At 64.9% G+C, this 11,950-nt stretch carries 15 protein-coding genes; 4 read left to right on the forward strand and 11 right to left on the reverse strand.

The window, feature by feature from the left end:
- Positions 1 to 81: 81 nt before the first annotated feature.
- From glyA to AB0G28_RS26360, 6 genes are all read right to left on the reverse strand, one after another.
- Positions 82 to 1,350 (reverse strand): serine hydroxymethyltransferase, encoded by a 1,269-nt coding sequence (gene glyA / locus AB0G28_RS26335; RefSeq protein WP_361094211.1) that lies wholly within the window; start codon positions 1,348 to 1,350, stop codon positions 82 to 84.
- Positions 1,351 to 1,463: 113 nt separating this feature from the next.
- Positions 1,464 to 1,868: a hypothetical protein gene (locus tag AB0G28_RS26340; protein WP_361094214.1), complete on the reverse strand. Its 405-nt coding sequence runs from the start codon at positions 1,866 to 1,868 to the stop codon at positions 1,464 to 1,466.
- Position 1,869: 1 nt separating this feature from the next.
- Positions 1,870 to 2,295, reverse strand: a complete 426-nt coding sequence (gene rplK / locus AB0G28_RS26345; protein ID WP_361094217.1) for a 50S ribosomal protein L11 — start codon at positions 2,293 to 2,295, stop codon at positions 1,870 to 1,872.
- Between the two features lie 33 nt (positions 2,296 to 2,328).
- Positions 2,329 to 2,847, reverse strand: a complete 519-nt coding sequence (locus tag AB0G28_RS26350; protein ID WP_285457745.1) for a gamma carbonic anhydrase family protein — start codon at positions 2,845 to 2,847, stop codon at positions 2,329 to 2,331.
- 86 nt (positions 2,848 to 2,933) lie between these two features.
- Entirely contained in the window at positions 2,934 to 4,139 is a 1,206-nt protein-coding gene (locus AB0G28_RS26355) for a M14 family metallopeptidase (RefSeq protein ID WP_361094449.1), read from the reverse strand.
- 106 nt (positions 4,140 to 4,245) lie between these two features.
- Positions 4,246 to 4,833: a TetR family transcriptional regulator gene (locus tag AB0G28_RS26360; protein WP_361094220.1), complete on the reverse strand. Its 588-nt coding sequence runs from the start codon at positions 4,831 to 4,833 to the stop codon at positions 4,246 to 4,248.
- Between the two features lie 123 nt (positions 4,834 to 4,956).
- Here AB0G28_RS26360 and AB0G28_RS26365 point away from each other — a divergent pair, with 123 nt between their 5' ends.
- Positions 4,957 to 5,412 (forward strand): GreA/GreB family elongation factor, encoded by a 456-nt coding sequence (locus AB0G28_RS26365; RefSeq protein WP_361094223.1) that lies wholly within the window; start codon positions 4,957 to 4,959, stop codon positions 5,410 to 5,412.
- 65 nt (positions 5,413 to 5,477) lie between these two features.
- On the opposite strand, the gene AB0G28_RS26370 is transcribed toward AB0G28_RS26365, so the two are convergent.
- Entirely contained in the window at positions 5,478 to 6,023 is a 546-nt protein-coding gene (locus AB0G28_RS26370) for a GNAT family N-acetyltransferase (RefSeq protein WP_361094226.1), read from the reverse strand.
- A 1,163-nt stretch (positions 6,024 to 7,186) separates the two neighbouring features.
- On the opposite strand from AB0G28_RS26370, the gene AB0G28_RS26375 reads away from it, so the two are divergent.
- The 3 genes from AB0G28_RS26375 (at position 7,187) to AB0G28_RS26385 (ending at position 8,678) form a co-directional block, all read left to right on the forward strand.
- The gene (locus AB0G28_RS26375) at positions 7,187 to 7,696 is read left to right on the forward strand and encodes a nucleoside-diphosphate kinase (RefSeq protein WP_361094229.1); all 510 of its coding nucleotides are present in this window, start codon (positions 7,187 to 7,189) and stop codon (positions 7,694 to 7,696) included.
- Between the two features lie 13 nt (positions 7,697 to 7,709).
- Positions 7,710 to 8,030, forward strand: a complete 321-nt coding sequence (locus AB0G28_RS26380) for a hypothetical protein (protein WP_361094232.1) — start codon at positions 7,710 to 7,712, stop codon at positions 8,028 to 8,030.
- A gap of 141 nt (positions 8,031 to 8,171) precedes the next feature.
- Positions 8,172 to 8,678 carry a hypothetical protein gene (locus tag AB0G28_RS26385; RefSeq protein ID WP_361094235.1) on the forward strand — a complete coding sequence of 169 codons (507 nt, stop codon included), beginning with the start codon at positions 8,172 to 8,174 and terminating at the stop codon, positions 8,676 to 8,678.
- A 76-nt stretch (positions 8,679 to 8,754) separates the two neighbouring features.
- Here AB0G28_RS26385 and AB0G28_RS26390 read toward each other — a convergent pair whose 3' ends face one another.
- From AB0G28_RS26390 to AB0G28_RS26405, 4 genes are all read right to left on the reverse strand, one after another.
- Positions 8,755 to 10,248, reverse strand: a complete 1,494-nt coding sequence (locus AB0G28_RS26390; protein WP_361094238.1) for a hypothetical protein — start codon at positions 10,246 to 10,248, stop codon at positions 8,755 to 8,757.
- 22 nt (positions 10,249 to 10,270) lie between these two features.
- Positions 10,271 to 10,687 carry an NUDIX hydrolase gene (locus tag AB0G28_RS26395; protein ID WP_361094241.1) on the reverse strand — a complete coding sequence of 139 codons (417 nt, stop codon included), beginning with the start codon at positions 10,685 to 10,687 and terminating at the stop codon, positions 10,271 to 10,273.
- Positions 10,684 to 11,349: an NUDIX domain-containing protein gene (locus AB0G28_RS26400; RefSeq protein ID WP_361094244.1), complete on the reverse strand. Its 666-nt coding sequence runs from the start codon at positions 11,347 to 11,349 to the stop codon at positions 10,684 to 10,686. Before AB0G28_RS26400 ends, AB0G28_RS26395 begins: the two co-directional genes overlap by 4 nt.
- A gap of 152 nt (positions 11,350 to 11,501) precedes the next feature.
- Positions 11,502 to 11,930, reverse strand: coding sequence for a helix-turn-helix transcriptional regulator (locus AB0G28_RS26405; RefSeq protein WP_361094247.1), 429 nt, complete (start codon positions 11,928 to 11,930; stop codon positions 11,502 to 11,504).
- Between the last annotated feature and the right edge of the window lie 20 nt (positions 11,931 to 11,950).

An 11,950-nucleotide genomic window follows, 5' to 3' on the forward strand; every position in this document is an offset into this window, starting at 1 on the left:
CGCCCGTCTCCCGCGCCGAAAGCCGTGAAGGCCTCCTTCCCGGCCATAACAGCCGGTAAGGAGGCCTTCACGGACCTTGGGTCAGGCGGAGTAGCCGGGGATGGGGAACGGCGTCAGGAACTCGCGGATCTCCGCGGCGATCGTGTCCAGCGAGGAGTCGTCGGCCGCGGCCGTGGCGGTCACCGTGCGGTCGATCCACTCCGCCACCTGCGGCTGGTGCTCCGGCTTGAGGCCGCGGGTGGTGATCGCGGACGTGCCGAGCCGGATACCGGACGGGTCGAACGGCTTGCGCGGGTCGAACGGCACCGTGTTGTAGTTCAGCTCGATGCCCGCGCGGTCGAGGGCCTGCGCGGCCGGCTTGCCGGCGACCGCCTTGTTCGTCAGGTCGATCAGCAGCAGGTGGTTGTCCGTGCCGCCGGACACCAGGTCGTACCCGCGCGCCAGCAGCGCGTCCCCCAGCGCCCGCGCGTTCGCGACGATCATGTGCGCGTATTCGCTGAACGACGGCTGCTGCGCTTCGTGCAGCGCCACCGCGATGGCCGCCGTCGTGTGGTCGTGCGGGCCACCCTGCAGGCCGGGGAACACCGCCTTGTCGACGGCCTTCGCGTGTGAAGCGTCGGAGAGGATCATCGCGCCGCGCGGACCGCGCAGCGTCTTGTGCGTCGTCGTCGTGACCACCTGCGCGTGCCCGACCGGCGACGGGTGCGCGCCGCCCGCGACGAGGCCGGCGATGTGCGCGATGTCGGCGACGAGCACCGCGTCCACCTCCGCGGCGATCTCGGCGAACGCCGGGAAGTCGATCGTGCGCGGGATCGCCGTGCCGCCGCAGAAGATCAGCTTCGGCCGGTGCTCGCGGGCCAGGTCGCGGACCTGGTCGAGGTCGAGCCGGCCGGTGTCCTTGGCGACGCCGTAGCGCACCGACGTGAACCACTTGCCGGTGGCGGAGACGCCCCAGCCGTGGGTGAGGTGGCCGCCGTCCGGCAGGCCCATGCCCAGCACGGTGTCGCCGGGCTCGGCGAAGGCGAGGTAGGCGGCGAGGTTCGCCGGGGAACCGGAGTACGGCTGGACGTTCGCGTGGTCGGCGCCGAACACGGCCTTCGCGCGCTCGATGGCGAGCAGCTCGACCTGGTCGACGTACTGCTGGCCCTCGTAGTAACGCTTGCCCGCGTAGCCCTCGGAGTACTTGTTGGTCAGCACACTGCCGGTCGCTTCGAGGACGGCCTGCGAGACGTAGTTTTCCGAAGCGATCAGGCGGATCTTGTCGTGCTGCCGCTTGGCTTCGCCTTCGACGAGCCCGGCGATCACGGGATCGGCGGCGGCGAGTGCGTTCAGTTTCGGCTGGTGTGTCATGGCGTGCTCCGGCTCTGGAGTGGCCTTCACCCAGGCGCGCGGTGCCGGCCTCGTCGTCGCTTCCCGGTGGTGCTCCACCTCTGATGGCGCCAGTCGCTGCTGCGGGGGAGAGCCTAGTCCACGCCGCTCGAAGCCCGGCGGTGTTCGGCGCACCACTTGCGGGTGCACCCGGACGTGCGGTCGCAGAACGGCCGGGCGCACGTGGCGCAGCGCTTCACCCGCCGCCAGCCGCCGACCGTGACGAGTTCCGCGAGCCCCGCGGCGCCCGCCGCCAGCTCGCCCGCCTCCGCCCGGGACGTCACGTAGACGATCCGCCACGCCGCACCCGTGTCGACGAGCCGCGGCCGCGCTCCGGCCTCCGCCAGCACGGCGTTGAGGCGGCGCGCGGCCGCGTGTTCGTCGGGCAACCGCGCGACGATGGCGCACAGCTGCGGATTTCCCTTGCGCAGCAACCGTTCCGCCACCCCGAGCTCGGGGTCGAGCGCGTGGAACGGCGGCACGATCGCGTGCTTGCGCACCTCAGTCCACGACCACGACGCCCATGGACCGGGCCGTGCCCGCGATCGTGCGCATCGCCGCCTCGACGTCGGAGGTGTTGAGGTCCGGCAGCTTCCGCTCGGCGATCTCGCGCAGTTGCTCCTTCGTCAGCTTGCCGGCGACCTCGTGCCCGGGACGCGACGAACCCTTGTCCCCCAAGGCTTTCTTGATGAGGAACGACGTCGGCGGCGTCTTGAGCCGGAGCTCGAACGAGCGGTCCTCGAACACCGAGACGACCACCGGGACGATGTCGCCGCGCTGGCCCGCCGTCGCCGCGTCGTAGGCCTTCTTGATCTCGACGAGGTTGACCCCGGTCTGCCCCAGCATCTTGCCGAGGTCGACGACCGGGGCGTTGCCCGCGGTGAGTTCCAGGGTGACCTGGTGGGTGAGTTTCTTCTTCGGAGCCATGCTCCGAAGCTAGAGTCTCCAGTTGCTGGAGAGTCAAACCGGCTTTGTGCCCACACGGTGCCGGCGCGCCAGCTCCTGGTAGATCGCCGCGTTGTGCTCGACCCACATCCGCGCCGAGTCGGTCAGCGGGACGAACTTCTTCGCCGGGCTGCCCATCGCGATCACCTCCTCCGGCACCTCCGTCGACGGCGTGACCGTCGCTCCCGCCGCGACCAGCGCCCGCGCGCCGATCTTGGCCTTGTCGAGCACCGTCGAGCCGTTGCCGATCAGCGCCTGCTCCCCGATCGTGCAGTCGTGCACCAGGCACTGGTGGCCCACGGTGACGTTCTTGCCCACCTCACAGACGCCGTCGTTGACGTGGATCACCGAGTTGTCCTGGATGTTGGCGCCCTCGCGGATGACGATCCGGCCGAAGTCGGCCCGGATCACCGCGCCGAACCAGATCGAGGCGTCCTTCTCGACGACGACGTCGCCGATGAGGGTGGCGGTGGGGGCGATCCAGGCGTCCGGGTGGACCTGCGGGCTGAGCCCTTCGAACGAGAACAGAGGCATGCCCGCACCCTAACCGCGCAGGCCGCCTTCCCCGGTCCAGCGGGGAAGGCGGCCATTCGCGAGCCGCGCCGGCTGCCGGGGGTCAGTCAGCCGGAGATCGCGGCGTTGATCAGGATGTCGACGGCCTGGTCGTTGCGGGTCGTCTGCGGCACGATCTGGGTGTCACGCGGGTAGAAGCCCGGGCTGCTGCCCTTCGGGTACATCTCGAAGGTGAAGCTCCAGATCTTGTGCGTCGCCCACATCCAGTCGTTGACGCTGCCGTCGGTGATGTAGAGGTCGCTGGACTGCTCCGGCGTGTAGCCGTTGGTCGCGGCCATCTGCCTGCCGAGCGTCTGGAACTTCTGCGCCTCGGCCGCGGTCAGGCCGGGCGCGGTGTCGGCGTAGGTGTAGCCGAACGGCCAGAGCACCAGCTCGGAGTAGGTGTGGAAGTCGATGTGCGTCTTGATCTGCTGGACGCCGCCGACCACCCGCGAGTTGACCCAGTTCGAGACCGCGCGGGTCTCGGGCGCGGAGAACGCCGCCGTGCCGCGGTAGGTCTCGCTGGAGGTCGAGCCCGACGAGCCGCCGCAGCAGCCCCACTTGTAGCCCCAGTTGCGGTTGGTGTCGGTGCCCGGGCCCTGGCGGTTCTTGCGCCAGCTGTGGAACGTGCCGCCGGAGATGTCGTACTCGGAGCCGTCCGGGTTGACGCTGGGGATCACCCAGATCTCGGTGCTGTCGACGAGCCGCTTGATCGCGCTGTCGGTCGCGTACCCGCTGGTCAGCCGCTGCACGATGTGCAGGCACATCTCGGTGGTGAGGTGCTCGCGCGCGTGCTGGTTGCAGGTGAAGAGCACCTCGGGCTCGTTCTCGTCGGTGCCTGCGTTGTCGGAGATCTTGATCAGCGACAGCGCACGGCCTTCGTACGAGGTCCCGGCGCTGCCGAGCTTCGCGAGCGACGGGTAGTTCGCGACCGTCTTCTGCAGCTCGGTCTGCGTCTCGGCGTAGGTGTGGTAGCCGGTGTAGCCGGCCGGGAAGTCCTCGACGGCCGCGGTGCCCTGCGGCCGGTTCACCGCACCGAGCGACTTGACGCCGAAGCCGAGCGCACGCAGCTGGGCCGCTTCGGCCGGGTTGGCGATCACGGTGGTCGTCGCGCCTTCGACGTCGAGGATGTCCGCGCCGGTCTTCGCCACTTCGGTGCGCTGCTGGGCGGTACCCGTGCCGGTCACCTCGTACACCTGTGGTCCGCCGGGCTGGGCGGCCACGGCCTGGCCGCCGGCGGTGAGCACCAAGAGGACGGCCGCGGCCGCCGCCATGCACGTTCGTGTGCGCATCACGTCTCCTGCTCTCGGGGGTCCTTCGACCTTGGCCGGAGCCGGACGGACCGCACAAGCCGTAGCAGTACGGATCTATTGGGCGTTTCTAGCCGTAGTCGGCGAAACAGAGCGCCTCGATGTCGGCACGCAGCGTGGCGAACGGCCGCGGGCGCACCCGCTGCTGGACGACCGTGCCCAGCAGGTACGACAGCAGCGCGCGGGCCCGCGCCCGCGGGTCGTCGACGTCGAGCGGGGCGAGGAGCTCGGCGAGCAGTTCGGTGAGCGACGTGAGCATGACGTCGATGGCCTGCGGGTGCTGCGCCCGTCCGGCGGCGATCCAGTACTCGAACCAGAGGAAGGCGGCGTTCGGGTTCGCGGCGAAGACGCTCAGGTACTCCTCGAGGACGGCGAAGAGCCGCTCGCGGGGTTCGTCGTACTTCGCGGCGACCTCGCGCAGCCCCGCGGCGAAGGCGGTGATGTGCGCGGCCATCGCCCGGTCGATGAGGACGTCGATGTCGGCGAAGTAGTAGTGGATGGCGCTCTTGGTGAGCGGGCCGGCGTCCGCGATGGCGCGGACGGTGCAGCCGGCGAGCCCGTCGCGGGCGAGGACGACGCGGGCGGCTTCGACGATCTGTTCCTGCTTGGCCAGCTGGTTCGGTGAGAGCCGCTCGCTGCGACCGGGGACTGCGCTCACGGTGATTCTCGTTACCTTCTTCCTGGACGGCAGCCCCGAATCCTAGGGCAGACGTCCGGTGGGTGGCCTTCGGGTGAAAAACCGGATTGGCCACCCCGGTCCGGGCAGCGGACAATGCGCGGCATGGTGATCTCAGGGGACAAGGGGCTCAGCCCGGCTGCGCGCAGCCAGCTGGAGAAGGAAATCGCGAACTTGCGCGCGCAGCGGGAAGCTCTCGCGCCGCAGCCCGGCGAGCAGGAACGCACCGGGGACGCGGCGGACCAGGCGGACGTGATCGACCGGGCGGAAGCGGCCGCCCGGCTCGACCGCCAGATCGCCGACCTGGCCGCGAAGATGGAACACGGCGGCTACGGCAACGCCCAGCTCCCGGACGGCACGGTCGTCACCCTGCGCTTCCCCGACGGGGACGAGGAGACGTTCCAGGTGGTGACGGTCCCGGGCGAGGACGCGGACGCGATCACCTCGGACAGCCCCCTGGGCCTGGCCCTGGTCGGCGCCAAGGCCGGCGACGAGATCACCTACCGAACCCCCCGGGGCGACGCCAAGGCCACGGTGGTGAAGCTGACCCCGCCCGAGTAGCCCCGGCGGGCCCCGGCTGGTGGCCGGGGCCCGGTACGGGCAGTTCCGCTTTTCTCGGAGTTCGCCTAACGGGGCCGGCTCCGAACGTCTTCGGCGAGGAGACCGAACAGCAGGTCGTCGGTCCATTCCCCCTTGATCCAGGTGTTGCGTACCCGCAGCCCCTCGCGGCGGAAGCCCAGCCGCTCCAACAGCCGCGCGGAGCGGTCGTTGCGGGCGTCGCACTCGGCTGAGACCCGGACCAGCCCGTCCGCGGCGAAAAGCTGGGTAAGTACCCGCCCGACCGCCTCGCGGGCATAGCCATGCCCCTGGTACGCGGCGGCGAGCGTGAACCCGATCTCGGCCTGCATCCGGTTCTCGTGCAAATTCACCCCGACATCCCCGGCGAGACTGCCATCCGAACGCAACTCGATCGCATACTGGAACCAGCCAGGCTGCCCGGGATCGGCGGCCGCCTCCTCGCGAACGAAGGCACGGGCGGCGTCGACCGGGAACGGCGTGTCCCAGGACTGATACCGCGCGACGGCGGGGTCGGAGCGGTAACTGGCGAAGGTCTCCGCGTCGGAGTCACGGAAGCGACGCAGGATCAGCCTCGGCGTGGTGAGCAGCGGCATGGAGTCATTCTGGTCCCGGTTGGAGCGGCCGACGCTCACCGATGGAGTTGCTTTCGCCGTGACGGGTGAACCTGCGGAACTTTCTCCGCCTCCGCCAAGCGCCGTAGTCACTCACTTTGTCACCCACGAGACGAGTCAGGCCCCATCCGAGATGTCTCGGATGGGGCCTGACCTGCGGAGCCGCCTGGGGGAATCGAACCCCCGACCTATTCATTACGAGAACTACGTACAGCGATAAAGTAGTCTTCTACCAGGTACTTAGCCGGACATGCCATGGACCGAAAGTGCCTCCAACTACCCCGGAGCACTCTAGTTCGGTCCACAATCTGGTCCATGAAAATTTTTGGAAGTCGCTCGGTGTGTCGCACCGCCGGACGTGTCGGGTCATGACGGACCGTGACAGCTTGCGACCGCCCCGAGGCTTGCACTGGGTCGGCCCATCCTCCCCCCTCGCGGCCGATCCGGCCTCCGGGAGCGCGAGCCGGACCCCTATGACCCTGCGCTCCCGGATGGTCGACATCCGGTCGCGAGGGACCGCGCAAGTTGTCGGGGTGCCCGGGTACCATTGAGCTAGATCGCCCTCGTCGGGTCCGCCCGACACGTGGCTCACGACCACGCGAGGGCACGCGACGGATGGTATTCCCGGCTAGCCGAAAGGCCGGGTGAACCGGCCAACGGTCATGATCGCTGGATCGGGCTATTCGTCGCGGCCACCGCCCCGTCAGCGCGGAGACGCGATACTGACGGAGACGACGTGGCTGCGAGCCTTTCTTTATTTACACCGGTCCAAGACGTGTTGTCTCTGTCTGGCCTGATCGGGCTCGCCTACATCGGCTTGCTCGCACTTTTTGCGCTGGTCGCAGTTTTCTCATCGAAGCCACACCGCCGCAAGGCTGCACTCGAAGTCCTGAAGATCTTAAAGCCAGGCCGTCAACTCCGAGAGGGCCGCCGTGACAGGGTCATCCGGAATCGCACTCGAAGCACCGATCCTCAGATACTCCGACCGCCAACTGATGAAGCAAGCGGTGATACCTAGCTCAGCGCGAGCACCCGAGGCTTATCGCCCGCGAGGTTCACCTGGCTGGACTCGGCACCGGCGGCAGTATGAGCTACGTCACCGTGTGGGTACGATCCGCAGATCCCCACGAACGGAAGGACACCCAATGGCTGACTCGTCGGACCTCGGCGTCGAGCGGACGCTTGTCCTGCTCAAGCCTGACGCCCTTGTTCGCGGACTGGCGGGCCGCATCCTCACGCGCTTCGAAGACGCTGCCTTGAAGATCGTCGGCGTCAAGATGAAGCACATGGACGCCGAATTCACGCGCAAGCATTACTTCGACCTTGAAGAGCGCGCCGGAGCCGAGATCTACAACACGACGGCCGTCTTCATGCAGTCCGGACCGGTCATCGCGCTCGCCCTTGAAGGCGTCGACGCCGTTGCCAAGGTCCGGAAGATCATCGGCGGCACCTTCCCGAGCGACGCCGCGCCGGGCACCGTGCGAGGCGACTTCGCCCACCAGACCAAGGCGTCTTCCGAGGTGAGCGGCAAGGCCGTGATGAACCTCGTGCACGCATCCGGCAACTCAGAGGAAGGCAAGTACGAGGTCGAGCTTTGGTTCGACGCGTCGGAGCAGTTCGAGTACGAGACTCTCGCGGAGAAGCTCGCCTACTGAGGATGGCTCGGATATGCCCACCGACACCGGAGGTCGGTCGTCACTCATCGAGCTTTGTGCTGCCTTCCAAGCAGAGTTGGCAACGAACAAACGGGCTGCGGCCGAAACTGCCTATGCTCTGGCTTTCCGATATCGCAACGAGGACGTCGCCGGCGCGCGCCGTTTCGACAAAGCAGGCAAATGGGCGAGGCGGGCAATCGAACTTCTGGATGGCTTGCCGTCCGAGTCTTTGACAGATATTGCAAGCACACGGGCGACCGTCGGCGGCGTCCCGATACCGGGTCTGCTCCACTCCGATGTTGTCCGCGAACGACTAGGCGATGTTCTGTACTAGGCCGGTCACGGGCGGCCCGCGACACAGTTCGCGGGCCGCTCAATTCTCACACCGAGCAATCAAGTCGCTACATTTGCAACGTCGCTAACTCGCGAGTGAAAGCCGCACGCCTACAAATGCAGACTAAATCGGAGGATCGGTGTGAATATAACGCAAATTATCAGCCAAATTGGCACGGTTGCGGTTGCCATTTTTGCCATTGCCGCCAACGTCTGGACTGCGCGACAGACCCTTCAAGACAAGCGTGAGGAGCGACTGTGGCAATCACGCGCCGACCTCTATGTCGATCTCGTTCGACTCGTTCTAGAAGTTGGACGTATTGACGCCAAAGAATACACAATGATTGCAGACAATCTTGACAAAGAACCGAATACATATTGGCAGTCGCCAATAGATCGCCGAACCAAAGAGTGGCAGTCAAATAGCGCCAGGGTTTGGTCATACGCATCGGACGAGACGCGTGATCGATACCTTGCATGGACGGACACCATACTTAGGCTTGCTGGAACGATGCAGCCGGAGCGAGTGACCGGACAACCACGGCCGCGCAATCTTCCATCGGCCATCGAAAAAGCTATTGATAACCTAAAGACGGCAGGAGATAAGCTCCTCAACCAAATCCGTTCCGAACTGAAGTCGGACCGCTAGACTCAGGTATTCCAAGCGCTCACGCCGCATGAGTCGCAAAGCACTCAATTTACACCATGAATCAACTGGTAAACATCTAAAAACCGAGCTGCCAGCGAATACTCTTTCTATTGTTTTCACTAAAAGGCCCGAAGCCGCTCTCGTCGTTCGGCGGGCCAGACGGCAAGTCGGAAGAACCGACATGGGGCAGCCGTTCGACCGGCGTGAGCGCTATTAGTGATTCAAGCAAATCGATCACGCGCGGGAACAATTGCTCAAGTAATACGAACGGATCGGCGTGCATCCGCCCGGGTATCCTCTCCTCGACACCCCAAGTACTCCTCCCACCGAGCGCGTCACATGCCGCGAGAAGTTCAGCCATGTCAGTTCGAGGAAGACGCAATAGAGTAGCAGTACGTTGACCTGAATCCTGAACAGCAAGGGGCTGCAGCGCCTCGCCATGCACCGAGTTTCTAAGCATTCGCAATACTGTTACGACGTGTTGTCCCGGCGAATTATCAGCAACTACATCAGCCAAGCTTGGCTCTTTACCGCGGACCAAGCTCAACCATTGGGAATTTTGCCAACCAATATTGCGGAGCTTTCCCTTACTTAAGGGCAGTTTGAGCACAGTGTGGGCAACACGTGCGGCTGCATCAAGTGCACCCATAAGCAGTACGAATATATTGTCTAGGCCGGAAAGAATATCGTCTGCAATGTCGTTATTTTGAGGCCGGTTAACCAGGCAATGAACACCGTCACGAGCGACGAGCGCACGCTGCACACGTTGCAAGACGGATTGCCCAAGATAGATTAGGGTCTCGTCTCCATTTGCACCAGACTCCTTCACGCAGGCGCCAAACCATCGCCACGCCGACGGCAGCAACTCGCGCGCGGCAACCCAGTAGAACGACCCGCGATTGAGCGTAAAGGTCCCACGCCCATCAGGGGATCGAAACGTAATGAACCTCCCCTGCGCACGCAGATAAAGGGACACGAGCGGCAGGGCCGACGATGGGCGAACTACCGTGATATCACGAGTATAGGCAGCGTGACCTTGATGCAAAAACTCGCGATTAGTAATAAATATGTCTGCCCCAATGGATGCCGCAACCTGGGCGGCTAGGGCATCCGCCTCTCGCCTCAGACCCGCATCCTTTGGGCCCAGTTCGCCATAAACGTCTCCCCTGATGTCATCCCGCGCAAATTCGACGATATCGCCGACTATCCCAGTGCTCGCAACAGTATCGGCGTCTGCATAGGTCACCTGTCTCATTCCCATCACAGGCTCGGGAGGCTCAACAGTTGCCCAACCTTCATATGCCTTTGCCCAGGTCCCGTACTCGCGGGCTTGCATATCGGACGGAGGACCGTCGTCGGCGTAACGATAGAAAGAAACGAGAGGGTCCGTCAGAAGGCCGGCCAGGATAAGATCCGGCGTGACGGTTGAAGTCTTGAGGCCTTCTAATAAGTCAGATTCAATCAGTACAGAAAGATTGCGAAGCGGCGACCGGCTGGCGAACAGTGGCGATGGTTCACCGTTTGAAGCTCGATTCGGACCGAGCGAAGAGGGATTCAGGCGCCGCATCATGACCTCATCCAACCACGCAGAGTTATTCTGACAAGTTTTCATCCAAATAAACTTGCACCGGGCCGTAAAATGGATATGGAACATATTCGGTTAACTTGCGTCGATCCGACCAAGCGAATTCCGCAAGTTCGTCGTCGTCGACCACGGTCGCAGTCCCGCCGATGACCTGGCACGCAACGTAAATCATCGTCCGCCCTGTGTTCGGATGGACACGCTCACCGAGAACCGATACGTCCTTAACCTCAAGACCGGTTTCTTCGCGTGTCTCGCGGACTGCGGCTTCGTTCGCCGACTCACCCTCTTCGATCTCGCCGCCCGGGAACTGCCACGACAAGCTGCCTTCCTTTACGCGACGCCGCACGAGAAGAACGCGGCCTTCGTGCACGGTGATAGCTGAAGCAATCGACTTCTTTTTGTCGGACTCCGCAGATTCAGTCATTCCGACACCTCCAAGGCTTCCAATATGGGCGGAAAAATTCGATCCGCCGGGATGAACTTCGTCAGCTTGGTCTTTTCAGCCCAGACCACATTAACATTCTCCAGGACATCCATGTTCTGCGCCTCCCCGGTCAGGTACTCGCACAGCACATACTCCGCATGGACGTGCGTAATCGGGTGAAGCCGGCTGCCCAGCTTGCGCACGACCCCACAGTGGACCCCGGTTTCGGCGAGCGTCTCCTTGATCGCAACGCTCTCCGGCGCCTGACCGGGCTTCACCATGCCGGCCGGGAACTGCCACGAGATGCCGGAGCCGTCTTCGTCGCGTCGGCACACTATGAGCACTCGCGCGTCGTCGACGACAACTGCTATCGCGACCCGCAGGGCTTGAACCGGCTCGCCGCCTGCCGCAGGCGCGCCCTGTGCGTCCGTTGGCTCGACGAGCCGCCGGAACCGCGCCTTCGCCGCGTCCGACGCGTCCTCGAACGCGGCGTCTAACAGCTCCTGCATGGCTGACCTCGGCGTGACGTCTGGACTGGCGTGCCACGAGGCCACAGTCCGCACGGCCACCTTGAGGTGACGCGCGAACCCCTCGTTCGTCATCCGCAGGGCCGCCTGCAAGGCGCACGCCGACCGGCCGGTCCATTCGTTCACGAATTCCACAGATGCCCCCGAAATCCCGCAAGTGCACCGCCGATGCACTGCTTGTGCATCGGCGGTGCACCGTGATACATCGGAAATGCGCTGGCAATTCGTCGATTGCGACAGGGATTCGGCGAAAACTGTGATGCATGAAAGCAATCCACCAGAACCCCCTAGCGACGGCGCGGTTCCCGGTCGTTCGAGACGCGATCGAGCACCGTTTCAACGCTCGCGCTGATCTCGTCGAGACGCTCGTTTACCGCGCTCATCTCGCGAAGCCGGGCGGTAATTTCGCGCAGCTGATGCTCGATAACCGCAAGGCGTCCCGGGATGTCGTCGTCTCCCCTCGTTATCGGCTCGCCCGGCTCCGGAGGCCGGCGGCCCGCGAGCACCGCCGACAAGTGCCCCGGGTGCAGGTCAAGCGCAAGCGACAGCGCCTCAAGCGTGCGGTCGCTCCGGCGCCTACGCGCCGTGTTGTGCTGGATTTCGCGAACCGTGGCCTTGGAGACCTGCGAGCGCGCAATGAGCTCGCGCTGGCTGAGACCGAGCTCGGCCATGCGCTGATTGATCGCTCTTGCGACTGCCGCCCAGTCTTCCGACACGTATCCCTCCGCGCTCCGCC

The sequence above is a fragment of the Amycolatopsis sp. NPDC021455 genome, assembly GCF_040640995.1.
GTDB lineage: Bacteria > Actinomycetota > Actinomycetes > Mycobacteriales > Pseudonocardiaceae > Amycolatopsis.

Excerpts from the sequence above, each read along its gene's own strand:
- AB0G28_RS26370 (WP_361094226.1), bottom strand. The coding sequence starts at position 6,023 with ATGCCGCTGCTCACCACGCCGAGGCTGATCCTGCGTCGCTTCCGTGAC.
- AB0G28_RS26375 (WP_361094229.1), top strand. The coding sequence starts at position 7,187 with ATGGCTGACTCGTCGGACCTCGGCGTCGAGCGGACGCTTGTCCTGCTC.
- AB0G28_RS26365 (WP_361094223.1), top strand. The coding sequence starts at position 4,957 with ATGGTGATCTCAGGGGACAAGGGGCTCAGCCCGGCTGCGCGCAGCCAG.
- AB0G28_RS26390 (WP_361094238.1), bottom strand. The coding sequence starts at position 10,248 with ATGATGCGGCGCCTGAATCCCTCTTCGCTCGGTCCGAATCGAGCTTCA.
- AB0G28_RS26350 (WP_285457745.1), bottom strand. The coding sequence starts at position 2,847 with ATGCCTCTGTTCTCGTTCGAAGGGCTCAGCCCGCAGGTCCACCCGGAC.
- AB0G28_RS26355 (WP_361094449.1), bottom strand. The coding sequence starts at position 4,139 with ATGGCGGCGGCCGCGGCCGTCCTCTTGGTGCTCACCGCCGGCGGCCAG.
- AB0G28_RS26395 (WP_361094241.1), bottom strand. The coding sequence starts at position 10,687 with ATGACTGAATCTGCGGAGTCCGACAAAAAGAAGTCGATTGCTTCAGCT.
- rplK (WP_361094217.1), bottom strand. The coding sequence starts at position 2,295 with ATGGCTCCGAAGAAGAAACTCACCCACCAGGTCACCCTGGAACTCACC.
- AB0G28_RS26380 (WP_361094232.1), top strand. The coding sequence starts at position 7,710 with ATGCCCACCGACACCGGAGGTCGGTCGTCACTCATCGAGCTTTGTGCT.
- glyA (WP_361094211.1), bottom strand. The coding sequence starts at position 1,350 with ATGACACACCAGCCGAAACTGAACGCACTCGCCGCCGCCGATCCCGTG.